Annotated in this window: 24 protein-coding genes; 16 read left to right on the forward strand and 8 right to left on the reverse strand. The window is 52.4% G+C overall.

The genetic code is table 11. The annotated features are described in order from the left end of the window. Positions 1-340 precede the first annotated feature (340 nt). Both ABOC97_RS14295 and mdtD read left to right on the forward strand, forming a co-directional pair. Positions 341-1045, forward strand: a complete 705-nt coding sequence (locus ABOC97_RS14295; RefSeq protein WP_349598804.1) for a FadR/GntR family transcriptional regulator — start codon at positions 341-343, stop codon at positions 1043-1045. Between the two features lie 10 nt (positions 1046-1055). Continuing rightward, positions 1056-2447 carry a multidrug transporter subunit MdtD gene (gene mdtD, locus ABOC97_RS14300; protein ID WP_349598807.1) on the forward strand — a complete coding sequence of 464 codons (1392 nt, stop codon included), beginning with the start codon at positions 1056-1058 and terminating at the stop codon, positions 2445-2447. Between the two features lie 2 nt (positions 2448-2449). Here the strand turns inward: mdtD and rbsR are convergent, their stop codons facing one another. From rbsR to kup, 7 genes are all read right to left on the reverse strand, one after another. Beyond that, entirely contained in the window at positions 2450-3442 is a 993-nt protein-coding gene (gene rbsR / locus ABOC97_RS14305; protein WP_349598810.1) for a ribose operon transcriptional repressor RbsR, read from the reverse strand. A 3-nt stretch (positions 3443-3445) separates the two neighbouring features. Then, positions 3446-4375: a ribokinase gene (gene rbsK, locus ABOC97_RS14310; RefSeq protein WP_349598813.1), complete on the reverse strand. Its 930-nt coding sequence runs from the start codon at positions 4373-4375 to the stop codon at positions 3446-3448. Positions 4376-4484: 109 nt separating this feature from the next. Then, entirely contained in the window at positions 4485-5375 is an 891-nt protein-coding gene (gene rbsB / locus ABOC97_RS14315) for a ribose ABC transporter substrate-binding protein RbsB (protein WP_062776615.1), read from the reverse strand. Positions 5376-5402: 27 nt separating this feature from the next. Next, positions 5403-6368, reverse strand: a complete 966-nt coding sequence (gene rbsC / locus ABOC97_RS14320) for a ribose ABC transporter permease (RefSeq protein WP_052284556.1) — start codon at positions 6366-6368, stop codon at positions 5403-5405. Positions 6369-6373: 5 nt separating this feature from the next. Continuing rightward, the gene (gene rbsA, locus ABOC97_RS14325) at positions 6374-7879 is read right to left on the reverse strand and encodes a ribose ABC transporter ATP-binding protein RbsA (protein WP_349598817.1); all 1506 of its coding nucleotides are present in this window, start codon (positions 7877-7879) and stop codon (positions 6374-6376) included. Between the two features lie 7 nt (positions 7880-7886). Beyond that, complete coding sequence (rbsD, locus tag ABOC97_RS14330) at positions 7887-8306, reverse strand: D-ribose pyranase (RefSeq protein WP_234505410.1); 420 nt, start codon at positions 8304-8306, stop codon at positions 7887-7889. Between the two features lie 172 nt (positions 8307-8478). Continuing rightward, complete coding sequence (gene kup / locus ABOC97_RS14335) at positions 8479-10347, reverse strand: low affinity potassium transporter Kup (protein WP_349598821.1); 1869 nt, start codon at positions 10345-10347, stop codon at positions 8479-8481. Between the two features lie 219 nt (positions 10348-10566). Between kup and ravA the strand changes: the two genes are divergently transcribed. Further along, positions 10567-12066: an ATPase RavA gene (gene ravA, locus ABOC97_RS14340; protein ID WP_349598824.1), complete on the forward strand. Its 1500-nt coding sequence runs from the start codon at positions 10567-10569 to the stop codon at positions 12064-12066. Then, positions 12060-13511, forward strand: a complete 1452-nt coding sequence (gene viaA, locus ABOC97_RS14345; protein WP_349598827.1) for an ATPase RavA stimulator ViaA — start codon at positions 12060-12062, stop codon at positions 13509-13511. Before ravA ends, viaA begins: the two co-directional genes overlap by 7 nt. A 7-nt stretch (positions 13512-13518) precedes the next feature. Here the strand turns inward: viaA and asnA are convergent, their stop codons facing one another. Next, positions 13519-14511 (reverse strand): aspartate--ammonia ligase, encoded by a 993-nt coding sequence (gene asnA / locus ABOC97_RS14350; protein ID WP_349598830.1) that lies wholly within the window; start codon positions 14509-14511, stop codon positions 13519-13521. A 151-nt stretch (positions 14512-14662) separates the two neighbouring features. Between asnA and asnC the strand changes: the two genes are divergently transcribed. From asnC to atpD, 12 genes are all read left to right on the forward strand, one after another. Beyond that, a complete protein-coding gene (gene asnC, locus ABOC97_RS14355) occupies positions 14663-15121 on the forward strand; it encodes a transcriptional regulator AsnC (RefSeq protein WP_052284563.1) in 459 nt (152 codons plus the stop codon). An 88-nt stretch (positions 15122-15209) separates the two neighbouring features. Further along, a complete protein-coding gene (mioC, locus tag ABOC97_RS14360) occupies positions 15210-15659 on the forward strand; it encodes an FMN-binding protein MioC (RefSeq protein ID WP_349598833.1) in 450 nt (149 codons plus the stop codon). A 373-nt stretch (positions 15660-16032) separates the two neighbouring features. Beyond that, complete coding sequence (gene mnmG, locus ABOC97_RS14365; RefSeq protein ID WP_349598836.1) at positions 16033-17922, forward strand: tRNA uridine-5-carboxymethylaminomethyl(34) synthesis enzyme MnmG; 1890 nt, start codon at positions 16033-16035, stop codon at positions 17920-17922. Positions 17923-18034: 112 nt separating this feature from the next. Then, positions 18035-18658, forward strand: a complete 624-nt coding sequence (gene rsmG / locus ABOC97_RS14370; protein WP_349598839.1) for a 16S rRNA (guanine(527)-N(7))-methyltransferase RsmG — start codon at positions 18035-18037, stop codon at positions 18656-18658. 614 nt (positions 18659-19272) lie between these two features. Then, on the forward strand, positions 19273-19653 hold the full coding sequence (atpI, locus tag ABOC97_RS14375) for a F0F1 ATP synthase subunit I (RefSeq protein ID WP_052284567.1): 381 nt from the start codon (positions 19273-19275) through the stop codon (positions 19651-19653). Between the two features lie 8 nt (positions 19654-19661). Next, positions 19662-20477, forward strand: coding sequence for a F0F1 ATP synthase subunit A (atpB, locus tag ABOC97_RS14380; protein ID WP_052284568.1), 816 nt, complete (start codon positions 19662-19664; stop codon positions 20475-20477). A gap of 46 nt (positions 20478-20523) precedes the next feature. After that, entirely contained in the window at positions 20524-20763 is a 240-nt protein-coding gene (gene atpE, locus ABOC97_RS14385) for a F0F1 ATP synthase subunit C (protein WP_000429386.1), read from the forward strand. Between the two features lie 66 nt (positions 20764-20829). Next, complete coding sequence (atpF, locus tag ABOC97_RS14390; RefSeq protein WP_052284569.1) at positions 20830-21300, forward strand: F0F1 ATP synthase subunit B; 471 nt, start codon at positions 20830-20832, stop codon at positions 21298-21300. Between the two features lie 14 nt (positions 21301-21314). Further along, a complete protein-coding gene (gene atpH, locus ABOC97_RS14395; protein ID WP_234505431.1) occupies positions 21315-21848 on the forward strand; it encodes a F0F1 ATP synthase subunit delta in 534 nt (177 codons plus the stop codon). 12 nt (positions 21849-21860) lie between these two features. Then, entirely contained in the window at positions 21861-23402 is a 1542-nt protein-coding gene (gene atpA, locus ABOC97_RS14400; RefSeq protein WP_035893616.1) for a F0F1 ATP synthase subunit alpha, read from the forward strand. A 50-nt stretch (positions 23403-23452) separates the two neighbouring features. Continuing rightward, entirely contained in the window at positions 23453-24316 is an 864-nt protein-coding gene (atpG, locus tag ABOC97_RS14405; protein ID WP_234505435.1) for a F0F1 ATP synthase subunit gamma, read from the forward strand. 26 nt (positions 24317-24342) lie between these two features. Next, a complete protein-coding gene (atpD, locus tag ABOC97_RS14410) occupies positions 24343-25725 on the forward strand; it encodes a F0F1 ATP synthase subunit beta (protein ID WP_234505438.1) in 1383 nt (460 codons plus the stop codon). The last annotated feature ends 15 nt before the right edge of the window (positions 25726-25740 follow it).

Here is a 25740-nt window from a genome sequence, read left to right on the forward strand (position 1 = left end):
AGAGCAGTGCAACACGGCTTTCGCTCACTGTTGCGAGGTGGCGTATATTACGCTTTCCTCTTTCAGAGTCAAGCGTTTAATTTCGCTTTTCTCTGTCGAAGTTCTCTGAAGAACCCCGCTGACCCGGCGGCTTGTTTGCCGTTGTTCCGTCTCAGTGGGGCCGCATTATAGGGAGTTAATTCTTCCTGACAAGGGGAAATTTAAAATATTTTATCGCTCGCTAACTTTTTCACCAGATTGTTTATGAATACGCCGTTAAAAGCCCGATTTGCTGTTTTTAACACCGATCCAGCACGTCAAATGGCATACTAAAGAAAGATAAATAATAGGAATGGCATTTATGTCTCTAAGCGCACAGCAACTGGCAGCTCAAAAAAACATCTCCTGGGTTCTGGCTGAGAAAATAGCTCAGAAGATATTAACCGGTGAATATCCGCCGGAAAGCATTCTCCCAGGTGAAATGGAGTTAGGTGAGATCTTCGGAGTCAGCCGAACCGCCGTTCGCGAGGCGGTGAAGACGCTCTCGGCAAAAGGCATGCTTCTTCCCCGCCCGCGCATCGGCACCCGGGTAATGCCGCAGGCATACTGGAACTTCCTCGATACGGAACTGATCTCCTGGTGGCTCACCACCGATAACTTCCAGTCCGTCATGAAGCACTTCCTGGTGCTGCGCCGCAGTCTGGAGCCACAGGCATGTATGCTGGCCGCAACGCTGGGTACCGCCGAGCAGAAAGCGCATCTGAACACCTTAATGGGAGAGATGGCCCAGTTGGAGAAAGAGTTTAACCGTGAACGCTGGATAGATGTCGACACATCCTGGCATGAGCATATCTATGAGATGAGCGCGAATCCGTTCCTGACCTCATTCGCGAAGCTCTTCCATTCCGTGTACCACATATATTTCACTTCTATTACTGAAGATGAAGTCATTGAGCTGGCTAGTCACCAGGCCATTGTTGATGCTATTCAGGCGGGTGATGGTCCGCAGGCGCTTATTGCCTGTCAGGCTTTATTGAATGCACCGCATATCCGTGCGGTCGTATAAAGGAAAGCGAATGACTGAAATGAAAGCGCGGAGCATGGCAGGCCTTCCCTGGATTGCCGCCATGGCCTTCTTTATGCAAGCGCTGGACGCCACCATTCTGAATACCGCGCTTCCCGCGATCGCCCATAGTCTCAACCGCTCCCCGTTAGCAATGCAGTCGGCCATTATCAGTTATACCCTCACCGTGGCGATGCTGATTCCGGTGAGCGGCTGGTTGGCCGACCGTTTCGGCACCCGGCGCATCTTTATGCTGGCCGTCAGCTTATTCACCTTAGGTTCGCTAGCCTGCGCGCTGTCTACCTCATTATCTGAGCTGGTTATCTTCCGTATCATTCAAGGGGTCGGCGGTGCGATGATGATGCCCGTTGCCCGCCTGGCGTTACTGCGCGCTTATCCGCGTAGCGAACTTCTGCCGGTGCTTAACTTCGTGACGATGCCGGGGCTGATAGGGCCTATTTTGGGGCCAGTACTCGGTGGCGTCTTCGTCACCTGGGCCACCTGGCACTGGATTTTCCTGATCAACATTCCTATTGGCGTTGCTGGGTTACTGTATGCCCGCAAATATATGCCGAACTTCACCACGCCGCGTCGACGCTTCGATCTCTCCGGTTTTCTGCTGTTCGGATTTAGCCTGGTACTGTTCTCTATTGGGATGGAACTGTTGGGCGAGCAGATTGTAGCGAGCTGGATTGCCTTGATGGTGGTGCTGTTCAGTCTTCTTCTATTACTGGCGTATATCCGCCACGCCCGCAAACACCCGGCGCCACTAATCTCGCTATCATTATTTAAAACCCGCACCTTTTCCGTCGGCATCGCTGGCAACCTGGCCACGCGTCTGGGTACCGGCTGCATACCGTTTCTGATGCCGCTGATGTTACAAGTGGGGTTTGGCTACCCGGCGTTGGTTGCCGGCTGCATAATGGCACCGACGGCCATCGGCTCGATTCTGGCGAAATCGACCGTGACGCAGGTGTTGCGCCGATTAGGCTATCGAAAAACGCTGGTCAGCGTGACGCTGTTTATCGGCGTGATGATTGCTCAGTTCGCGTTTCAGTCGCCGACAATGCCGGTATGGTTATTGATTCTGCCGCTCTTCGTGCTGGGGATGGCGATGTCAACGCAGTTCACATCGATGAATACCATCACGCTGGCTGACTTAACCGACGACAACGCCAGCGGCGGTAACAGCCTGCTGGCCGTGACGCAGCAATTGTCTATCAGTCTTGGGGTGGCAGTCAGCGCCGCGGTGCTGCGCTCATATCAAAGTCTTGAAGGGGCGAGCACTATAGATCAGTTCCACTATACCTTTATCACCATGGGCGTTATCACGGTGATATCGGCATTGATGTTTATGCTGCTAAAAGCCAAAGATGGGCGCAACCTGATTAAGGAAAAGCACTAGCCTTAAACGGAACCGCGAACCACCAGCTCGGGCGTCAGCTGCATACGCTGCTGCTTTTGCCCGGGTTGGGCGATTCGATGAATTAAGACATCTATTGCCAATTCACCCAGTTCATCTTTCGGCTGGTGAATCGTGGTCAGCGGTGGCGTCATATAGCGAGCCAGCTCAATATCGTCATAACCAATCACCGCCACATCCTGTGGGATACGCAGTCCAGCCTGATAAAGCGACTGATAAACGCCCACCGCCATCGCATCGTTGCCAACAAATACCGCATCCGGGCGAAGCGGGTGCGTGAGTAGTTGCTGCATGGCATCAAAGCCGCCACCAAACTCAAAGTTACTGGTAATTTCATACCCTTCAGGGATTGGCAGCTGTGCGTTATGCATCGCTTCCCGATACCCTTCCAGACGCAGACGCGCAGGGGTTTTATCCAGCGGCCCGGCAATACAAGCAATGCGAGTGTAACCCCGCTCAATGAGATAGCGCGTGGCCATATCACCGCCGAGCAGTGAGTTATCCTGAATCAGGTCACTGTCACCGTCGAACGGTGCCCAGTCCATCATCACAGAAGGAATAGAAGGATAACGTTGCATAATTTCCAGCGACGGCTGGTGCGTTTCGGTACACAGCAGCAGCAGCCCATCGACGCGCTTTTGCATCAGCGTCTCAAGATTGCGGTTCATCCGCTGTTCATCACCTTCGGTATTACACAGTACCAGACTGTAGCCCCGCTCAAAGCAGCTCCGCTCTACGCCGCGCACCAGTTCAGAATAGAACGGATTGGTACTGGCGGTGATAAGCATGCCGATGGTACGTGTCTGATTCAGTTTGAGACTACGCGCCAAAGCAGAAGGCGCGTAGTTCAGTTCTTTAATCGCCGCATCAACTTTCCCGGTAATGGCATCGCTGACAAACCGGTCTTTATTAATGACGTGAGATACCGTTGAGGTGGAAACGCCCGCCAGGCGAGCAACATCCTTCATCGTGGCCAAGCATTACCCCTGTTGACGTAAAAATTCGTCGATCTCTTCACGCCACGGAACAGAAGGCTGCGCGCCTTTGCGTGTTACGGCAATCGCGGCCGCCGCATGGGCAAAGCGTAGCGCATCAGACAGCGGCGTATTTTCCAGCAGCGCCGTCATCAGCGCACCGTTAAAAGTGTCACCCGCAGCAATAGTATCAATGGCCTGAACTTTAAAGCCCGGCACGCGGCGACCTTCGCCTTTCACGCTGGCCCATACGCCACGGCTGCCGAGAGTAATAATCACGGTGTCGATCCCTTTGCCATGCAGAACCTGCGCGGCTTTCGCGGCATCGTCATCGTTTTCAACCCGCACGCCGGTTAGCTTTTCCGCTTCGGTTTCGTTCGGGGTAATAATATCCACCAGCGACAGCAGCGCATCCGGCAGCTCGCGCGCCGGGGCCGGGTTCAATACCACGGTGGTTTGGTTCTGGTGAGCTATCTGAGCAGCCAGCAGTACGCTGTCCAGTGGGGATTCTAGCTGCATCAGCAGCGCATCAGCGTTAGCGATTCGCTCGCGCTGGGCTTCCACTAAGGCAGTAGATAATGCAGCGTTAGCACCGGCGTGGATCCCGATGACGTTTTCGCCTTCACCATTCACAAAGATCAGCGCGACGCCGGTCGATTCACCGGAGACAGCGCTCACGGGCGCCACGTCAATACGATCAACTTCCAGTTGCTTGCGAATACGCTCACCGATATCGTCGTCGCCGGTACAAGCAATAAAAGCAATATCCGCTCCGCTGCGCCCGGCAGCAACTGCCTGGTTAGCACCTTTGCCGCCAAAAGCGACCTGATAATGGCTACCGGTGACGGTTTCGCCCGGCGTCGGGAAAGATTCAAGATTCAGAATGTGATCGGCATTGATGCTGCCAAGGACGACGAGTTTGCCTGCGGTTTTCATTTTCAGAGTGTCCGGTAAGATGCGCCACCGGATAACCGGTGGCACGTGCCCTACTTTTCTTATTGATGTTGTCCATCAGGCTATGACAGCCTGAATCGCATTCGCGTTATTACTGCTTGATAACCAGCTTCAGGTCAACAGGATATTTTGCCTGTACTTTTTCGCCTTTCAGTACTTTATCAGCGGTTTCAACGCCTTTAGCACCAATCTGGTCAGGCAACTGTGCGATTGTCGCCGCCAGTTTGCCATCTTTTACCGCTTTCTCACCATCTGGTGTGCCGTCAAAACCAACCACCATCACATCGGATTTACCGGCAGTTTGCAGCGCACGCAGTGCGCCCAGCGCCATTTCGTCATTCTGAGCGAATACCGCTTTCACGTCAGGATGCGCGGTCAGCAGGTTCTGCATGACGTTCAGGCCTTTAGTACGGTCGAAATCTGCAGGCTGGCTGGCCAGGACATTGAATTTATGTGCAGCCACGGCCTGCTGGAAGCCTTCACCACGTTCACGCGCGGCGGATGTTCCGGCAATCCCCTGCAGTTCGATAACTTTTGCACCTTCGCCTTCTTTCTTAGCGATATAGTCACCGGCGATTTTACCGCCCAGTACGTTATCGGACGCGATATGACTGACGACGTCGCCCTTAGAAGCAACGCGGTCAAGGGTGATAACCGGGATTTTCGCCTGGTTTGCCATCTTGATGGCGTTACCCACCGCGTCGGAGTCCGTTGGGTTGATCAGCAGGATTTTGGTGCCGCGAACAGTCAAATCCTGAACGTTAGCCAGCTCTTTCGCCGGGTTGTTCTGCGAATCCAGAACCACCAGGTTGTAACCCAGTTTGTCCGCTTCTTTCTGCGCGCCATCCTTCAGAGAAACAAAGAACGGGTTATTCAGGGTAGAGATAACCAAAGCAATGGTGTCTTTTGCCATCGCGTTCGCGCTGACGGTCGCGCTGAGCGCAACCGCGGAAACCAGGGTAGCCAGTTTTTTCATGTTCATATCTAAGATGTCCTGTAGTGTCGTTAGTTACTGCTTTTTGTTGTCCACCAGCACCGCCAGCAAAATCACGACTGCTTTAACGATCATCTGGTAATAAGAAGAAACACCTAACAAGTTCAAACCATTGTTCAGAAAACCAAGAATCAGCGCACCGATAAGCGTGCCGACGATACGACCCTTACCGCCTGCCAGGCTGGTACCGCCCAGCACCACCGCCGCGATAGCATCCAGCTCATAGCCGGTACCCGCAGTTGGTTGTGCTGAGGAGAGGCGCGCAACTTCAATAATGCCCGCCAGCGCCGACAGTAACCCGCACAAAGAGTAGACGATAATTTTGACTTTATTGACGCTGATACCGGAGAGACGAGTTGCCGCTTCGTTACCGCCCAGCGCATAGATATAACGACCCAGACGGGTGTGATGCAGCATGTACCAGGCCGCAAGGAAAACAATTCCCATGATCCACACCGGCGTTGGGATACCCAGCGGGCGGCCAATACCGAACCAACCGAAGACATCGGCATTATCGGTAAATCCGGTATTCACCGGGCTGCCGTTGGTGTAAACCATCGTCACGCCGCGCAGCAGCAGCATCATCACCAGGGTGGCAATAAACGCCTGAACTCGCCCCTTGGCAACAATGACACCAGTAACAGCCCCGATTGCGGCACCTAATGCGAGTGCGGCAGCAACCGCCACCAGCGCATTGACTTCGATACCCACAATCGACGCGGCGACTGCGCCGGTCAACGCCAGCAACGAACCGACGGACAGGTCGATCCCCGACGTTAAAATGACCAGCGTCATCCCGACCGCCATGATCGCATTCACGGAGGTTTGCTGCAGGATGTTGAACAGGTTATTGACGGTAAAAAAGTTTGGGCTCATGGTCGACACAACCGCTATCAGCACCAGCAGGGCAATCAGCGATTTTTGCTCCAGCAGCCATGCTTTAGTGAAATAGCGGCGACCTGCCACAGACTGGGTTGTCATCTTTTTTACTCCTGGTTCACGCGGTTAAGCTTGCCCACTGCGGCAGCCATTAATACTTCCTGGGTGGCCTGCTCGCGTGAAAACTCACCGCCGAGATGCCCTTCATGCATCACAATAATGCGATCGCTCATCCCCAATACTTCCGGCATCTCAGAGGAGACCAGAATAATGCTCAGACCATCGGCCTTGAACTGGTTGATTAGCTGATAAATTTCTTTCTTAGCGCCCACATCAACGCCGCGCGTTGGCTCATCGAGGATCAGTACTTTTGGGCGGGTCATCAGACCGCGCGCAATGGCCACCTTTTGCTGGTTGCCACCGGACAGCAGGCCAATTGCCTGTTCCATAGATGGGGTTTTGACGTTGAACAAACGGATAAAGTCGCTTACCGCCTGCTGTTCGTCTTTATGTTTAAGGCTACCGCCGGCGCGACTGAAATAGCGCAGCGCGGTCAAAGACATGTTCTCTTTGACCGACATGCCCAACACCAGACCATCGCGTTTGCGGTCTTCGGAAATATAAACGATGCCGTTTGCCAGACCATCCTGCGGGGAACGGGTGACGACTTCATGGCCGTCGAGCGTCACGTAGCCGCTGGTGCGCGGCAGCGCGCCGTACAGTACTTTCATCAGTTCCGTACGTCCGGCGCCCATCAGCCCGGCAACGCCGAGAATTTCGCCTTTACGCAGGGTGAAGGAGACGTTTTCGACGCCCGGCCCACACAGCGCATCGACTTTCAGGCGAATATCACCCGGCTGTTTATCAAGCCGCGGATACTGATCTTCCAGCTTGCGTCCCACCATCATTTCGATCAGCCGATCTTCATCGAGGCTGGCCACTTCGCGCTCGGCAATAAATTGCCCATCGCGGAAGACCGTCACATCGTCGCAAATCTCGAAAATCTCTTTCATACGGTGGGAGATATAGACAATGCCGCGCCCCTGCGATTTCAGCTCGCGGATGACGCGGAACAGGGATTCGGTTTCGGTATCGGTCAACGCATCGGTAGGTTCATCCATAATGATGACCTTCGACTCAAAGCTCAGCACCTTGGCGATTTCCACCATCTGCTGGTCGCCAATCGACAGTTCGCCCACCAGGCGGTCGCTCTTAAAGCGCAGATTCAGTTTTGCCAGCAGAACGTCGGCTTCGGCATACATCCTTTTCCAGTCGATTTTGCCAAAGCGGCCGACAAACTCACGGCCAAGAAAAATGTTCTCGGCGATCGTCAGCTGTGGGATCAGGTTTAGCTCCTGGTGGATGATACCGATCCCGGCTTCCTGGGAGGATTTTGGACCGGTGAAGGTCGTGTCTTTACCCAGCCATAATAATGAACCGGCGTCGCGGGCGTAGATCCCGGTCAACACTTTCATCATGGTGGATTTGCCCGCGCCATTTTCTCCCACCAGCGCCATCACGCGCCCGGAGTAGACATTTAACGCAGCACCGGAGAGCGCCTTCACGCCCGGGAACGATTTATCGATCCCTTTGAGTTGTAAGAGTGCGTCCATGATGGCCTCAGAAAGTGACGCCAGCACAGAGAATGATATTCGCATACGGGGAACATTCCCCGCTGCGAATCACCGCCTGACTGTCTGCGGTTTGTTGTTTGAACTGCTCATGCGAGACATAACGAACGTCAATGCAATTTCCCTGGTGTTGTTGCAGTTGCTCGATGTGTTTGAGCAACGTTTCGTGGAGCTGCGGATTATGTTGTTGAATTTCCGTCGCGAGAATGGCGGCCTCGACCTGCATCTCCTGAGTCACTACGCCCAACACCTGCATAAAGGTGGGAACGCCCTGGGTTAACGCCATATCAATGCGCGCGGTGCTGTGGGGAATAGGTAAACCCGCATCGCACACTACCAGCGTATCGGTATGACCCAGACGGGAGATAACCGCAGAGATTTCAGAGTTGAGTACCGTACCTTTCTTCATTTGTTTTCTTGCTCCACTAGCGAAACGTTTCGCTACCTTAAGTTTAGTCTCAAGTACGCGCAGAAAACCATCATCAGGTTATAGAAATGTGATCACCATCGAAACGTTTCGCAAACCGAAATTAGCGATAAAAAAACGCCCTCCATCAAGATGAGGGAGGGCGTTGATTATTTTAGATTTCAACCTGGGTACCCAGTTCGATAACCCGGTTAGGCGGGATTTCAAACTGATCCGGCGCGCGCAGCGCATTGCGCTGGAGCAGCAGGTAAAGCTTGCCGCGCAGGCGCAGGTACCACGGCCGCTTGCCGACAATCAGCGACTCGTGCGACATAAAGAACGACGTTTCCATCATCCGGCAACTTAAGCCTTCAAGACCGCAGCGGTGGAACACTTCTTCAACATTCGGCGTTTCACGCCAGCCATAGCTGGCAACCACGCGCCAGAAGGTAGGCGACAGCTGCTCTATCTGCACGCGGCGAACATTGTGTACATAAGGTGCATCTTCAGTACGCAGGGTCAGCAGAATCACGCGCTCATGCAGGACCTTGTTGTGTTTGAGGTTATGCAACATGGCAAACGGAATGACGTTCAGCGCGCGTGACATATAGACCGCGGTGCCAGGAACGCGTACCGGCGGTGATTTTTCCAGTGAAACGATCATCGCTTCCAGAGAGTTACCGTGCTCATGCATACGACGCAGCAGGCGGAAACGCTCGCTTTTCCAGGTGGTCATGATGGTGAACATCACCAGACCCAGCGTCAGCGGCAGCCAACCGCCGGAGACAATTTTGTCGAGGTTTGCCGAGAACAGCGGAATGTCGATGCACATAAAGCCCACCAGCAGCAGGCCAACCACAAGCTTGTTCCAGTGCCAGTTTTTACGCGCCACGGTGGTAAACAGAATGGTGGTCAACACCATGGTCCCCGTTACCGCAATACCGTATGCCGCCGCCAGGTTTGAGGAGTGCTCAAAGCTGATAATGACGATAACGACGGAGATATACAGCAGCCAGTTAATGAATGGGATGTAAATCTGGCCAGACTCCATTTCCGAGGTATGAATAATACGCATCGGCGACAGATATCCCAGGCGAACCGCCTGGCGAGTCAGCGAGAAGACCCCGGAGATAACCGCCTGAGAGGCAATGACCGTCGCCAGCGCGGCGAGAATCAGCATCGGGATCAGCGCCCACTCTGGCGCCAGCAGGAAGAACGGGTTCTTAATCGCTTCCGGATGTTCAAGCAGCAATGCGCCCTGGCCGAAGTAGTTCAGCACCAGCGACGGCAGAACCACCGAGAACCAGGCCAGGCGGATCGGTAATTTACCAAAGTGACCCATATCAGCATACAGCGCTTCCACACCGGTAATCGACAGCACCACCGCGCCCAGCGCGACGAACGAAACCGTTTTGTATTCAAGGAAGAAGTGAACAGCCCAGTAAGGGTTTAGCGCCTGCAAAACTTCAGGATTGGCGATAATGCTACGCGCACCTAGTACAGCCAGCAGCAGGAACCAAATAAGCATGATTGGGGCGAACAGTTTGCCCACCATGCTGGTCCCGTGCTTCTGGATAGCAAATAGCAGCGTCAGAACGATAATCGATATCGGGACCACCCAGGTTTCGAGATCCGGGGCTATGATTTCCAGACCTTCAATCGCCGACATTACCGAGATCGCCGGGGTAATCACCACTTCACCATAGAAGAAGCTACCGCCGATAAGCCCGAGGATCACCAGCACCGATGTGGTTCGTGCAGACGTGTTGCGTCCCGCCAGCGACATCAGCGTCAGAATCCCACCTTCACCGGCATTATCTGCCCGCATAACGAAGGTAATGTATTTGAGTGATACGGTAAAAATCAGCAGCCAGAAAATGAGCGACAGGAAGCCAAAAACGGCATCTCGCTCTACACCAAAACCAAACTGACCGGACAGACATTCACGAAGCGTATAAAGAGGGCTGGTACCGATATCGCCGTATACCACGCCAATTGCAGCGAGTGTAATCGCTGATAAAGATTGTTTATTATCAGTGCTCATAGACTAGTCTTTCGTTTATAAAACAAATGTGTGCCTAGTCCCTTGGCCCACCAAAAGCGCACAGTATGCACGATTAACGTCAAAATCGTACTCCTTAATTGCGTCATCTTAACCTGCCTCAATAAATGGCCAGGTTCTTTTCAGGCTATTCACCGCCAGACTTAAGCGTCTATACTCAGCCAGTTAGCTGATTACATGGCGAAAGGACGCAGGTTAATTATGGCCCAACCACATTTATTAGCAGAAAGAATTTCGCGTTTAAGCAGTGCGCTGGAGAAAGGGCTCTTTGAACGTAGCCACGCCATTCGCCTGTGCCTTCTGGCGGCGCTGAGCGGCGAGAGCGTCTTTTTACTGGGGCCTCCCGGAATTGCCAAAAGCCTCATTGCCCGCCGCCTGAAATTCGCCTTTCAGCATGCTCGTGCCTTCGAATATCTGATGACCCGCTTTTCCACACCGGAAGAGGTCTTTGGCCCGCTATCTATTCAGGCCCTAAAAGATGAAGGTCGCTACGAGCGCCTGACCGCGGGTTATTTACCCGAAGCAGAAATCGTTTTCCTTGATGAAATCTGGAAAGCTGGCCCGGCCATCCTGAATACCCTGTTAACCGCCATCAACGAACGTCACTTCCGTAACGGCGCCAACGTTGACAAGATCCCGATGCGCCTGCTGGTCACGGCATCGAATGAGCTGCCAGAAGCCGAAAGCAGCCTTGAAGCATTATATGACCGCATACTCATCCGTCTATGGCTCGACAAAGTTCAGGATAAAGGCAATTTTCGCTCGATGCTGATTAGTCAGCAGGACGAAAACGACAATCCGATCCCAGCCAACCTACAGGTCACTGATGAAGAGTACTTCCAGTGGCAGAAAGATATCGGCAAAATCAAACTCCCCGATACGGTCTTTGAACTGATCTTCACTCTGCGTCAGCAACTGGATAATCTGCCCAATGCGCCTTACGTCTCCGACCGACGCTGGAAAAAGGCCGTCCGTTTGCTACAAGCATGTGCCTTTTTCAGCGGCCGCGATGCGGTAGCGCCTATCGATCTGATCTTGCTTAAAGAGTGCCTATGGCATGACGCAGAAAGCCGGAATTTACTGCAACAACAGATAGATATTTTGATGACCGGACACGCGTGGCAGCAGCAAGCCATGCTCAATAAACTGGGCGCAATCACCCAACAGCGTTTACAAATCCAGCAACAGCAAAGCGATAAAACGGCGCTTAAAGTTACTCGACTGGGCGGAATGTTTAGCCGCAAGCCACACTACGAACTGCCGCCAGAGGTGCAGTCGCCAACGGTGACGCTGCTGTTACAAAAACCGCTCAAGCTGCACGATATTGAAGTCATTCATATCACCTTCGAACGTCAGACGCTGGAGAACTGGCTAGAGAAGGGCGGAGAAATCCGTGGAAAACTTAACGGGATCGGCTTTGCTCTGACGTTGAATATGGAAGTTGATGCAGCTCAGCACCTTGTGGTGCGTGACATCAGCCTGCAAGGCTCCCGCCTGTCGCTACCGGGAAACCATACGCCAGAGAACATGCCGGGCGAAATTCGTCAGCAGCTCACCGCTCTGGATGAAGAGTGGCATCAGCAGCACAACCGCTTTAGCGAGCAGCAAAAATGCCTGTTTGTAAATGAAGAGTGGTTAGGCCGTATTGAAGCCAGCCTGCAGGACGTCGCTGTCCAGATCAAACAGGCGCAGCAATGCTGACCGTTGATACGCTCAACATGATGCTGGCGGTCAGCGAAGAGGGGATGATCGAAGAGATGATCATCGCTCTACTGGCTTCACCACAGTTGGCGGTCTTCTTTGAAAAATTTCCCCGTTTGAAAAGCGCCATTACAGAGGATCTCCCTCGCTGGCGTGAAACCTTTAAAAACCACCTGAAAGGCGCGCCTATCCCGCCGGAACTGGAAGAAGAGGTTATCTGCTATCAGCAGAGCCAGTTGCTATCGACGACCCAATTCATCGTCCAGCTCCCGCAAATTCAGGCGTTGTTGAAACGAGTGCAGTCACCCTTTGCTGCTCAGGCCCAGCAGCTTATAACCAATAACGCGACTTTTACTCCTGCGCTGCATACGCTCTTTCTTCAACGCTGGCGCTTAAGTCTGGTGGTCCAGGTGACTTCACTCAACCAGCAGCTTTTGGAAGAAGAACGCGAACAGCTGCTTAGCGAAGTGCAGGAACGGATGACCTTAAGCGGGCAACTGGAGCCGGTGCTGGTGGATAACGACAGCGCGGGTGGCCGACTCTGGGACATGAGCGCCGGGCAGCTCAATCGCGGCGACTACCAATTAATCGTCAAATACGGCGAATTTCTCAGCCAGCAGCCGGAACTGATGCGTCTGGCCGAACAGCTGGGGCGTTCTCGCGAGGCGAAGTCTGTACCGAAGAAAGATGCCCCGATGGAGACCTTCCGCACGCTGGTGCGCGAACCATCGACCGTACCAGAACAGGTCGACGGCATTCAGCAAAGCGACGATATCCTGCGTCTGCTGCCGCCAGAACTGGCGACGCTGGGCATCACCGAGCTGGAATATGAGTTTTACCGGCGGCTGGTGGAAAAGCAGCTTTTAACTTATCGCCTGCATGGCGACGCCTGGCATGAAAAAGTGACCGAGCGGCCGGTGATACACCAGGATGAAGACGAACAGCCGCGTGGGCCTTTTATTGTCTGCGTGGATACTTCCGGTTCAATGGGCGGCTTCAACGAACAGTGCGCCAAAGCATTCTGTCTGGCACTAATGCGCGTCGCGCTGGCTGACAATCGTCGCTGCTATATTATGTTGTTCTCGAGTGAAGTGGTGCGCTACGAGCTAACCAGCTCTCAAGGGCTTGAGCAGGCCATTCGCTTTTTAAGCCAGCGTTTTCGCGGCGGTACCGACATGGCGAGCTGTTTTCGCGCCATTATTGAACATCTGCAAAACCCGCAGTGGCAGGATGCTGACGCGGTGGTTATCTCAGATTTTATCGCCCAGCGACTGCCGGATGAAGTGGTGAAGAAGGTCGGGGATCTGCAGAATAAGTACCAACATCGTTTTCATGCCGTGGCGATGTCTGCACATGGAAAACCCGGGATCATGCGCATTTTCGATCATATCTGGCGCTTTGATACCGGGTTAAGAAGCCGCCTGCTGAGACGCTGGCAGCGTTAATCTTTAATTACAGCAGAGAAGAGACGCTCTCACGTACCTGTGCTGGCCACACTCCGCATTGTACCTGGCCGATATGCGGAAGCTGCAGCAGCAGCATCGTCAGACGCGACTGGCCAATCCCACCGCCGATAGTCTGCGGCATTTCGCCGCCCAACAGCGCCTGGTGCCATTCCAGCTGCAAACGATCTTCGTCACCGGTCAGTTGAAGCTGATGTTTCAGCGCTTTGGCATCCACGCGAATCCCCATGGAAGAGAGTTCAAACGCGTCTTCTAGTACCGGGTTCCACACCAGGATATCGCCGTTGAGACCGGCTAAACCGCTGGTAGATTGAGTGCTCCAGTCGTCATAGTCCGGCGCACGAACATCGTGACGCTGACCGTCGGATAATTTGCCACCGATACCGATAAGGAAGACCGCGCCCAGCTCTTTGGCTATTGCACGTTCACGACCTTTTGCATCCAGTCCAGGATAACGGCTCAGCAGCGTTTCGCTGTGGACGAAGTGGATCTGTTCTGGCAGGAACGGTGTCAGACCAAATTCTTTGCTCACAGCGGTTTCAGTTTCTTTAATCCCCGCCCAGATGGCTTTGACGGTGCTTTCCAGCGTACCGACGTGGCGCTCGTTATCACCCATTACACGCTCCCAGTCCCACTGGTCGACGTAAACGGAGTGAATGGCGGTCAGTCTATCTTCATCGGGACGAAGGGCTTTCATGTGCGTGTAGAGCCCTTCGCCCGCGCTGAAGTCGTGTTGTCCCAGAGTTTGACGTTTCCACTTCGCCAGTGAATGAACCACTTCGAACTGGGCATCTGGCAGTGTTTTCACCTTCACCTGAACCGCTTTCTCGCAACCAGACAGGTTATCCTGCGTCCCATCCCCCACGCGGCTTAAGATCGGCGCCTGAACTTCTACGAGCCCTAGCTTCTCTTCCAGCTGACGGGAAAAATAGGATTTAACGAAACTAATCTGGCGTTGTTTTGCGATGTATGCGGTTTTCATTATTTTTACTCCTGCGTCCTGTTGCCATTGATTAAGCAACAAAATAGGGCATCAATACAATAATCAAACAATAAAAAGCCTCACTCACTTTTGATTCATCAAAATTTAGAGCTAAAATAGAGTTAATCGTTAATCATCATAAGAAAAACCAATGGAAAATTATCAAATCGACAATCTGGATCGCGGCATCCTTGACGCCCTGATGGCCAACGCACGTACCGCCTATGCCGAATTAGCGAAACAATTCGCCGTTAGCCCCGGCACCATTCACGTTCGCGTCGAGAAAATGAAGCAGGCAGGGATCATTACCGGTGCGCATGTTGACGTCAGCCCCAAGCAGCTAGGCTATGATGTAGGCTGCTTTATCGGCATTATTTTAAAGAGCGCCAAAGACTACCCCTCCGCGCTGGCACGACTGGAAAGTCTGGATGAAGTCACCGAGGCGTATTACACCACCGGCCACTACAGCATCTTTATTAAAGTCATGTGTAAATCTATCGATGCTCTTCAGCAGGTACTTATCAACAAGATCCAAACAATTGATGAAATTCAGTCCACCGAGACATTGATCGTCCTGCAGAACCCGATTATGCGTACCATCAAGCCATGATCGGCTTTTTTAATCCCACATTTTTCCACAGGTAGATCCCAGCTCGTTCACAGCGTACAATACGCCCTCTTTATATAGGCGGGCGATCATGGCAGATATCACTCTTATCAGCGGCAGTACTCTCGGTAGTGCGGAATATGTAGCAGAACACCTGGCTGAAAAACTGGAAGATGCCGGTTTTTCCAGCGAAATGCTGCACGGCCCGATGCTGGATGAGTTACCGAACGAAGGGATCTGGCTGGTGGTGAGCTCAACGCATGGTGCAGGAGACATTCCTGATAACCTGCTGCCTTTATATGAAGCATTACGCGAGCAGAAACCGGATCTTTCCCAGGTGCGCTTTGGTGCTATCGGAATAGGTAGCCGTGAATACGACACCTTCTGCGGCGCTATCGATAAGCTGGATGAAGAATTGAAGGCTTGCGGCGCCAAACAAATTGGCGAAACACTCAGAATTAACGTGCTCGAACATGAGATTCCTGAGGATCCGGCCGAAATATGGGTGGGATCGTGGCATCTTTTGCTCAGAGATTTGTAAAGATCGCACTTTCTTCTGTGGATAACTCTGGTTAAAAGCTTGGATCAACCGGTAGTTATCCAAAGAATAACTTCTGCCTGGTTTTTGACCTGTGCATAACCCTGCGTTTTGATCCCAGCTTATACTGGATAGGATCACCGATCATTCACAGCTAACGATCCTTCTTAAACGGTTGATCTTAAATTCCGGATCGGACTTATCCACAGAAGTTGGCGATCCTAATAAGAGATCACAATAGAACAGATCTCTAAATAAAAAGATCTTCTTTTTAATACCCAAGATCCGAACCCTTTCTCCATCGACTAAAGTTGAGTAGAATCCACGGCCCGGGCTTCAATCCATTTTCACACCGCTTTACGCGAGGCAAACCACCATGTTTTATCAGGATCCTTTTGACGTCATCATCATTGGCGGGGGTCATGCAGGCACTGAGGCCGCGATGGCCGCAGCGCGAATGGGTCAGCAGACTCTGCTTTTGACACACAATATCGACACCCTGGGGCAGATGAGCTGCAACCCGGCGATTGGCGGCATTGGGAAAGGACACCTGGTAAAAGAAGTGGATGCACTTGGCGGCCTGATGGCAACGGCTATCGACCATGCGGGTATCCAGTTTAGGATACTAAACGCCAGCAAAGGCCCGGCCGTTCGTGCCACCCGAGCTCAGGCGGATCGCGTGCTCTATCGCCAGGCGGTACGCACAGCGCTGGAGAACCAGCCGAATCTGATGATCTTCCAGCAGGCGGTCGAAGATCTGATTGTCGAGAACGATCGTGTCGTTGGCGCGGTAACCCAAATGGGGCTTAAATTCCGCGCCAAAGCGGTAGTTTTGACCGTCGGGACATTCCTTGACGGCAAAATCCACATTGGACTGGATAACTACAGCGGTGGTCGTGCTGGCGATCCTCCGTCCATTTCGTTGTCCCGCCGTCTGCGTGAGCTGCCGCTTCGCGTCAGCCGTCTGAAAACCGGGACACCGCCGCGTATTGACGCACGGACCATCGATTTCAGCGTGCTGGGTCAGCAAAATAGCGACAATCCGCTGCCGGTCTTCTCATTCCTGGGCAAAGCATCTCAGCACCCACGCCAGATGCCGTGCTATGTCACGCACACCAATGAGAAAACCCACGAGGTAATCCGTAATAACCTCGATCGTAGCCCGATGTATGCCGGTGTGATCGAAGGGATCGGCCCACGCTACTGTCCGTCGATCGAAGATAAAGTGATGCGCTTTGCCGACAGGAATCAGCATCAGGTCTTCCTCGAGCCAGAAGGGCTGACCTCTAACGAAATTTATCCGAATGGTATCTCCACCAGCCTGCCGTTCGATGTGCAAATACAAATCGTCCGCTCCATGCAGGGGATGGAAAACGCCCGTATCGTTCGCCCAGGCTATGCCATCGAGTACGATTTCTTCGATCCGCGCGACCTGAAACCAACGCTTGAGAGCAAATTTATCCAGGGTCTGTTCTTTGCGGGACAGATTAACGGCACCACCGGCTATGAAGAAGCTGCCGCTCAGGGGATGCTGGCGGGTCTGAACGCCGCACGTCTGTCGGCCGAGAAAGAAGGCTGGGCTCCGCGTCGCGATCAGGCTTACCTGGGCGTGCTGGTGGACGATCTTTGCACTCTGGGGACCAAAGAACCGTACCGCATGTTTACCTCTCGTGCGGAATATCGTTTGATGCTGCGCGAAGACAACGCCGATCTGCGTCTGACAGAAATCGGCCGCGAATTGGGTATGGTGGATGACGTCCGCTGGGCACGCTTCAACGAGAAGCTGGAAAACATCGAGCGTGAACGTCAGCGTCTGAAATCGACCTGGGTTAACCCTTCGGCGGAGACTGCAGCCGAAGTGAATGCTCACCTGAGTGCGCCACTGACCCGTGAAGCTAGCGGGGAAGATCTGTTGCGTCGTCCGGAAATGACCTATGAGCAACTGACCACTCTGACCCCGTTCGCTCCGGCGCTGGAAGATGCGCAGGCGGCAGAACAGGTTGAAATCCAGGTGAAATACGAAGGCTACATCGCTCGTCAGCAGGACGAGATTGAGAAACAGCAGCGCAATGAAAACACGCTGCTGCCAGCAACGCTGGACTATCGTCAGGTTAACGGTTTGTCTAACGAAGTGATCGCCAAACTTAACGATCACAAACCGGTTTCTATCGGTCAGGCATCGCGCATTTCCGGGATCACTCCTGCGGCGATCTCCATTCTGCTGGTGTGGCTGAAAAAACAGGGCCTGCTGCGCCGTAGCGCGTGATAGTGCCGTTCACCCGGCATTTCGGTGGATGCTGATGCATCCGCCTTATTGATTCATTGGCCCGGTCAGCGTCATGCTACCGGGCAAGTTATTTTTAGACAGGGTAATCACCGTGCTCAACAAACTTTCTCGTCTGCTCGATGAAGCAGGAATTTCGCTCACCGATCACCAGAAAAATCAGCTTGTGGCGTATGTGGATATGCTGCACAAGTGGAACAAAGCGTACAACCTGACCTCCGTTCGCGATCCCAACGAAATGCTGGTTCGCCACATTCTCGATAGCATCGTGGTCGCGCCATCGCTGAAAGGTGAGCGCTTTATCGACGTCGGTACAGGCCCGGGATTACCGGGTATTCCACTGTCTATCGTGCGTCCTGATGCCCATTTCACCCTGTTGGATAGCCTCGGTAAGCGTGTACGTTTCCTACGGCAGGTACAGCATGAGCTCAAGCTTGAGAACATTACGCCAGTGCAAAGCCGCGTTGAAGAGTTCCCGGCAGAGCCTCCATTTGATGGCGTAATTAGCCGTGCTTTTGCCTCGATGACGGATATGGTGAACTGGTGTCATCATCTGCCAGCAGAAGACGGTCGCTTTTATGCGTTGAAAGGCGTGCTACCAACAGACGAGATTGCGCAACTTCCCGCTCAGTTTAGCGTGGAGTCGGTTGTTGAACTGAAGGTGCCTCACCTGGAAGGGGAGCGTCACTTGGTGATTATTAAGCCAAATAAAAGTTAATTTTTATCAAAAAAAGTGCATAAAAAGTGCGGTTTTTAGTGTTAACAAATGGGTGAAAAAAAAGGTCTGTGGCTTGCTATGTTTAACCCATACTTAACGTTGTTTTATCTTCTCGATAACTCAGCTTTTTTTGTTAATGATAAAAATAGTAAACATGGAAAATATCAGCCTGCTAAAAATCAGCTTTGACGTCATTCTGGTATGTTAATAAGTTATTATAAATGTCAATGAATGGTTTTTGTTCTGTATCGGCGTGTTTTTAAAAGAGTGGGCAATTTTAGTCTTAGATATCAAAATGATGAGAACTCATCTTTTGCTGCATTGATTCAAAGGCTTAGAGCTAAAATGTTTAATATGTGATCTTGTGCACGCTTTATAATCACTGTTTTCGCTGCTTTTGCACTTTTGTACGATCGTTCACACTTTGTCGAAAAGTAGAAAAATAGCGCGAATGAAAAATATTTAAATATTTATTCACGTTTTGGCTACTTATTGTTTGAATTAACGGGGCGTCACCGTATAATTTGACCGCTTTTTGATGCTTGACTCTGAGCTTTAAAGAACGTTTTATACGACACGCGGCATACCTCAAAGGGAGCAGGAGTTAAAACGTGATGTCTATGTCGCTCGTGAGTCGAAACGTTGCTCGTAAGCTTCTGTTCATTCAGCTTCTGGCAGTAATAGCAAGTGGATTGCTGTTCAGCCTAAAAGACCCCTTCTGGGGCATCTCCGCCGCGTGTGGGGGCCTGGCAGTGTTACTGCCTAATATGTTGTTTATGATATTTGCCTGGCGTCATCAGGCGCATACACCCGCTAAAGGCCGAGTTGCCTGGACGTTCGCCTTCGGGGAAGCGTTCAAGGTGTTAGCGATGCTGGTGTTGCTGATAGTGGCGCTGGCGGTTTTGAAGGCGGTATTCTTGCCGCTGATCGTGACATGGATTTTGGTGCTAGTGGTTCAGATACTGGCACCCGCTGTAATTAACAACAAAGGGTAAAAGGCATCATGGCTTCTGAAAATATGACGCCGCAGGAATACATAGGTCATCACCTGAATAACCTTCAGCTTGATCTGCGTACTTTCTCGCTGGTAGATCCGCATAACCCCCCAGCCACCTTCTGGACGCTCAATATTGACTCCATGTTCTTCTCGGTGGTGCTGGGTCTGTTGTTCCTGCTTACGTTCCGTAGCGTTGCTAAAAGAGCGACCAGCGGCGTGCCAGGTAAATTTCAGACCGCGATTGAGCTGGTAATCGGCTTCGTTCATGGCAGTGTCAAAGACATGTACCATGGCAAGAGCAAGGTTATCGCACCGCTAGCCCTGACGATCTTTGTCTGGGTCTTCCTGATGAACCTGATGGACTTACTGCCTATCGACCTGCTGCCGTATATTGCTGAGCATATACTGGGCCTGCCGGCGCTGCGCGTGGTTCCATCTGCGGATGTAAACATTACCCTGTCTATGGCACTGGGCGTGTTTATCCTGATTCTGTTCTACAGCATCAAAATGAAAGGCATCGGTGGCTTCACGAAAGAGTTGACGCTGCAGCCGTTCAATCACTGGGCATTTATTCCTGTCAACTTAATCCTTGAAGGGGTAAGCCTGCTGTCCAAACCAGTATCTCTGGGTCTGCGACTGTTCGGCAACATGTATGCCGGTGAGCTGATTTTCATTCTGATTGCTGGTCTGTTGCCGTGGTGGTCACAGTGGATTCTCAATGTGCCATGGGCCATTTTCCACATCCTGATTATTACGCTGCAAGCCTTCATCTTCATGGTTCTGACGATCGTCTATCTGTCGATGGCGTCTGAAGAGCATTAATTTACCAACACTACTACGTTTTAACTGAAACAAACTGGAGACTGTCATGGAAAACCTGAATATGGATCTGCTGTACATGGCTGCCGCTGTGATGATGGGTCTGGCGGCAATCGGTGCTGCGATCGGTATCGGCATCCTCGGGGGCAAATTCCTGGAAGGCGCAGCGCGTCAACCGGATCTGATTCCTCTGCTGCGTACTCAGTTCTTTATCGTTATGGGTCTGGTGGATGCTATCCCTATGATCGCTGTAGGTCTGGGTCTGTACGTGATGTTCGCTGTCGCGTAGTAAGCGTTGCTTTGAATTAAGTAAGAGCAATATCAGAACGTTAACTAGATAAAGAGGCATTGTGCTGTGAATCTTAACGCAACAATCCTCGGCCAGGCCATCGCGTTTGTCCTCTTCGTTCTGTTCTGCATGAAATACGTATGGCCGCCATTAATGGCAGCCATCGAAAAACGTCAAAAAGAAATTGCTGACGGTCTTTCTTCTGCAGAACGAGCTAAAAAGGATTTGGACCTTGCACAGGCCAATGCGACCGACCAGCTGAAAAAAGCAAAAGCGGAAGCCCAGGTAATCATCGAGCAGGCGAATAAACGTCGCTCCCAGATTCTGGACGAAGTGAAAGCTGAAGCAGAACAGGAACGCACTAAAATCGTGGCACAGGCTCAGGCAGAAATCGACGCCGAGCGTAAACGTGCTCGCGAAGAACTGCGTAAGCAAGTTGCTATCCTGGCTGTTGCTGGCGCCGAGAAGATCATCGAACGTTCCGTGGATGAAGCTGCTAACAGCGACATCGTGGATAAACTTGTCGCTGAACTGTAAGGAGGGAGGGGCTGATGTCTGAATTTATTACGGTAGCTCGCCCCTACGCCAAAGCAGCTTTTGACTTTGCCGTCGAACACAAAAGCGTAGAGCGCTGGCAGGATATGCTGGCGTTTGCCGCCGAAGTGACGAAGAACGAACAAATGGCAGAGCTTCTGTCTGGCGCGATGGCGCCAGAAACGCTCGCTAAATCGTTCATCGCTGTCTGTGGTGAGCAACTGGACGAAAATGGTCAGAACCTGGTTAAGGTCATGGCTGAAAATGGTCGTCTTAAGGTGCTCCCGGATGTTCTCGAGCAGTTCATTCACCTGCGTGCTGCGAGTGAGGCTACCTCTGAGGTAGAAATCACTTCAGCCATCGCATTGAGTGAAGAACAGCTTGCGAAGATCGGCGCCGCGATGGAAAAGCGTCTGTCACGCAAAGTTAAGCTGAATTGCAAAATCGATAAGTCTGTAATGGCAGGTATTATCATCCGTGCGGGTGATATGGTCATTGATGGTAGCGTACGCGGCCGTCTTGATCGCCTTGCAGACGTCTTGCAGTCTTAAGGGGACTGGAGCATGCAACTGAATTCCACCGAAATCAGCGAACTGATCAAGCAGCGCATTGCTCAGTTCAGTGTTGTGAGTGAAGCTCACAACGAAGGTACTATTGTTTCTGTAAGTGACGGTGTTATCCGCATCCACGGCCTGGCCGATTGTATGCAGGGTGAAATGATTTCCCTGCCGGGTAACCGTTACGCTATCGCACTGAACCTGGAGCGCGACTCCGTAGGTGCAGTTGTGATGGGTCCGTACGCTGACCTTGCTGAAGGCATGACCGTTAAGTGTACTGGTCGTATCCTGGAAGTTCCTGTTGGCCGTGGCCTGCTGGGACGTGTGGTTAACACCCTGGGTGCACCAATCGATGGTAAAGGCGCGCTGGACAACGACGGCTTCTCTGCCGTTGAAGCTATCGCTCCAGGCGTAATCGAACGTCAATCCGTTGATCAGCCAGTTCAGACTGGTTATAAGTCCGTTGATGCCATGATCCCAATCGGTCGTGGTCAGCGTGAACTGATCATCGGCGACCGTCAGACCGGTAAAACCGCGCTGGCAATCGACGCCATCATCAACCAACGTGATTCCGGCATCAAGTGCGTATACGTGGCTATCGGCCAGAAAGCGTCCACCATTTCTAACGTGGTACGTAAACTGGAAGAACACGGCGCGCTGGCTAACACCATCGTTGTTGTGGCAACTGCGTCTGAATCCGCTGCACTGCAATACTTGGCACCATACGCCGGTTGCGCAATGGGCGAATACTTCCGCGACCGCGGCGAAGATGCGCTGATCATTTATGATGACCTGTCCAAACAGGCTGTTGCTTACCGTCAGATTTCCCTGCTGCTCCGTCGTCCACCAGGACGTGAAGCATTCCCAGGCGACGTATTCTATCTGCACTCCCGTCTGCTGGAGCGTGCTGCGCGTGTTAACGCCGAATACGTTGAAGCCTTCACCAAAGGTGAAGTGAAAGGGAAAACCGGTTCTCTGACCGCTCTGCCGATTATCGAAACCCAAGCGGGTGACGTTTCTGCGTTCGTTCCGACCAACGTAATTTCCATTACCGATGGTCAGATCTTCCTGGAAACCAACCTGTTTAACGCCGGTATTCGTCCTGCGGTTAACCCGGGTATCTCCGTATCCCGTGTTGGTGGTGCAGCGCAGACCAAGATCATGAAAAAACTGTCCGGTGGTATCCGTACCGCTCTGGCACAGTATCGTGAACTGGCAGCGTTCTCCCAGTTTGCATCTGACCTTGATGATGCAACCCGTAAGCAGCTGGACCACGGTCAGAAAGTAACTGAACTGCTGAAACAGAAACAGTATGCGCCGATGTCTGTCGCGCAACAGTCTCTGGTTCTGTTCGCAGCAGAACGTGGTTATCTGGCGGATGTTGAACTGGCGAAAATCGGTAGCTTCGAAGCCGCTCTGCTGGCTTACGTTGACCGTGATCACGCTCCGTTGATGCAAGAGATCAACCAGTCCGGTGGCTATAACGACGAAATCGAAGGCAAGCTGAAAGGCATCCTCGATTCCTTCAAAGCAACCCAGTCCTGGTAAAGTCTAGCGGCCTGTCTTAGGGCAGGCCGTAAGGCATTGAGGAGAAGCTCATGGCCGGCGCAAAAGAGATACGTAGTAAGATCGCAAGCGTCCAGAACACGCAAAAGATCACTAAAGCGATGGAGATGGTCGCCGCTTCCAAAATGCGTAAATCGCAGGATCGCATGGCGGCCAGCCGTCCTTATGCAGATACCATGCGTAAAGTGATTGGTCACCTTGCGAACGGTAATCTGGAATATAAGCACCCATACCTGGAAGAACGCGACGTTAAACGCGTGGGCTACCTGGTGGTGTCTACCGACCGTGGTCTGTGCGGTGGTTTGAACATTAACCTGTTCAAAAAACTGCTGGCGGAAATGAAGGCATGGTCCGAAAAAAGCGTTCAGTGCGATATCGCAATGATCGGCTCTAAAGGTGTGTCCTTCTTTAATTCCGTAGGTGGCAACATCGTCGCTCAGGTAACAGGTATGGGTGATAAACCTGCCCTGTCCGAACTGATCGGTCCGGTAAAAGTGATGTTGCAGGCCTACGATGAAGGTCGTCTGGACAAGCTTTATATTGTCAGCAACAAATTTATTAACACCATGTCTCAGACGCCAAACATTGTTCAACTGCTGCCGCTGCCGGCATCAGATGATAGCGAGTTGAAGCGTAAATCCTGGGATTACCTGTATGAGCCAGACCCGAAAGCGCTGCTGGATACCCTGCTGCGTCGTTATGTCGAGTCTCAGGTTTATCAGGGCGTGGTAGAAAACCTGGCCAGCGAGCAGGCCGCACGTATGGTGGCGATGAAAGCCGCGACCGACAATGGCGGCAGCCTGATTAAAGAGCTGCAGTTGGTATACAACAAAGCTCGTCAGGCCAGCATTACTCAGGAACTCACCGAGATCGTCGGTGGTGCATCCGCGGTATAACCAGGTTAATTCGTAGAGGATTCAAGATGGCTACTGGAAAAATTGTCCAGGTAATCGGCGCCGTAGTTGACGTCGAATTCCCTCAGGATGCCGTACCGCGTGTGTACGAAGCCCTTGAGGTTCAGAATGGTAATGAAGTGCTGGTGCTGGAAGTTCAGCAGCAGCTCGGCGGCGGTATCGTACGTACCATCGCTATGGGTTCTTCCGACGGTCTGCGTCGCGGTCTGGATGTAAAAGACCTCGAGCACCCAATCGAAGTTCCAGTCGGTAAAGCAACGCTGGGTCGTATCATGAACGTACTGGGTCAACCGGTAGACATGAAAGGCGACATCGGTGAAGAAGAGCGTTGGGCTATCCACCGTTCAGCTCCTTCCTACGAAGAGTTGTCAAACTCTCAGGAACTGCTGGAAACTGGCATCAAAGTTATCGACCTGATGTGTCCGTTTGCTAAGGGCGGTAAAGTTGGTCTGTTCGGCGGTGCGGGTGTTGGTAAAACCGTAAACATGATGGAGCTTATTCGTAACATCGCGATTGAGCACTCCGGTTACTCCGTGTTTGCGGGCGTAGGTGAACGTACTCGTGAGGGTAACGACTTCTACCACGAAATGACCGACTCCAACGTTATCGATAAAGTATCCCTGGTTTACGGCCAGATGAACGAGCCACCAGGAAACCGTCTGCGCGTAGCGCTGACCGGTCTGACCATGGCTGAGAAGTTCCGTGACGAAGGTCGCGACGTACTGCTGTTCGTCGATAACATCTATCGTTACACCCTGGCCGGTACAGAAGTATCTGCACTGCTGGGCCGTATGCCTTCAGCGGTAGGTTATCAGCCGACTCTGGCGGAAGAGATGGGCGTTCTGCAGGAACGTATCACCTCCACCAAAACCGGTTCTATCACCTCCGTTCAGGCGGTATACGTACCTGCGGATGACTTGACTGACCCATCCCCAGCAACCACCTTTGCTCACTTAGATGCAACCGTGGTACTGAGCCGTCAGATCGCTTCCCTGGGTATCTACCCGGCAGTTGACCCGCTGGACTCCACCAGCCGTCAGCTGGATCCGCTGGTTGTTGGTCAGGAACACTACGACACCGCTCGTGGCGTTCAGTCCATCCTGCAGCGTTATCAGGAACTGAAAGACATCATCGCCATCCTGGGTATGGATGAGCTGTCTGAAGAAGATAAACTGGTGGTAGCACGCGCTCGTAAGATCCAGCGCTTCCTGTCCCAGCCGTTCTTCGTGGCAGAAGTATTTACCGGTTCTCCGGGCAAATACGTCTCCCTGAAAGACACCATCCGTGGCTTTAAAGGCATCATGGACGGCGAATACGATCACCTGCCAGAGCAGGCGTTCTACATGGTCGGTTCCATTGACGAAGCAGTGGAAAAAGCCAAAAAACTTTAACGCCTTAATCGGAGG

It is taken from the genome of Kluyvera huaxiensis (assembly GCF_040149365.1).
In the GTDB taxonomy this organism is placed as follows: Bacteria; Pseudomonadota; Gammaproteobacteria; order Enterobacterales; family Enterobacteriaceae; genus Kluyvera; species Kluyvera intermedia_A.

Coding starts and splice junctions, on each gene's coding strand:
- ABOC97_RS14295 (WP_349598804.1), top strand. CDS start 341: ATGTCTCTAAGCGCACAGCAACTGGCAGCTCAAAAAAACATCTCCTGG.
- mdtD (WP_349598807.1), top strand. CDS start 1,056: ATGACTGAAATGAAAGCGCGGAGCATGGCAGGCCTTCCCTGGATTGCC.
- rbsK (WP_349598813.1), bottom strand. CDS start 4,375: ATGAAAACCGCAGGCAAACTCGTCGTCCTTGGCAGCATCAATGCCGAT.
- rbsB (WP_062776615.1), bottom strand. CDS start 5,375: ATGAACATGAAAAAACTGGCTACCCTGGTTTCCGCGGTTGCGCTCAGC.
- rbsC (WP_052284556.1), bottom strand. CDS start 6,368: ATGACAACCCAGTCTGTGGCAGGTCGCCGCTATTTCACTAAAGCATGG.
- rbsA (WP_349598817.1), bottom strand. CDS start 7,879: ATGGACGCACTCTTACAACTCAAAGGGATCGATAAATCGTTCCCGGGC.
- rbsD (WP_234505410.1), bottom strand. CDS start 8,306: ATGAAGAAAGGTACGGTACTCAACTCTGAAATCTCTGCGGTTATCTCC.
- kup (WP_349598821.1), bottom strand. CDS start 10,347: ATGAGCACTGATAATAAACAATCTTTATCAGCGATTACACTCGCTGCA.
- ravA (WP_349598824.1), top strand. CDS start 10,567: ATGGCCCAACCACATTTATTAGCAGAAAGAATTTCGCGTTTAAGCAGT.
- viaA (WP_349598827.1), top strand. CDS start 12,060: ATGCTGACCGTTGATACGCTCAACATGATGCTGGCGGTCAGCGAAGAG.
- asnA (WP_349598830.1), bottom strand. CDS start 14,511: ATGAAAACCGCATACATCGCAAAACAACGCCAGATTAGTTTCGTTAAA.
- asnC (WP_052284563.1), top strand. CDS start 14,663: ATGGAAAATTATCAAATCGACAATCTGGATCGCGGCATCCTTGACGCC.
- mioC (WP_349598833.1), top strand. CDS start 15,210: ATGGCAGATATCACTCTTATCAGCGGCAGTACTCTCGGTAGTGCGGAA.
- mnmG (WP_349598836.1), top strand. CDS start 16,033: ATGTTTTATCAGGATCCTTTTGACGTCATCATCATTGGCGGGGGTCAT.
- atpI (WP_052284567.1), top strand. CDS start 19,273: ATGTCTATGTCGCTCGTGAGTCGAAACGTTGCTCGTAAGCTTCTGTTC.
- atpB (WP_052284568.1), top strand. CDS start 19,662: ATGGCTTCTGAAAATATGACGCCGCAGGAATACATAGGTCATCACCTG.
- atpE (WP_000429386.1), top strand. CDS start 20,524: ATGGAAAACCTGAATATGGATCTGCTGTACATGGCTGCCGCTGTGATG.
- atpH (WP_234505431.1), top strand. CDS start 21,315: ATGTCTGAATTTATTACGGTAGCTCGCCCCTACGCCAAAGCAGCTTTT.
- atpA (WP_035893616.1), top strand. CDS start 21,861: ATGCAACTGAATTCCACCGAAATCAGCGAACTGATCAAGCAGCGCATT.
- atpG (WP_234505435.1), top strand. CDS start 23,453: ATGGCCGGCGCAAAAGAGATACGTAGTAAGATCGCAAGCGTCCAGAAC.
- atpD (WP_234505438.1), top strand. CDS start 24,343: ATGGCTACTGGAAAAATTGTCCAGGTAATCGGCGCCGTAGTTGACGTC.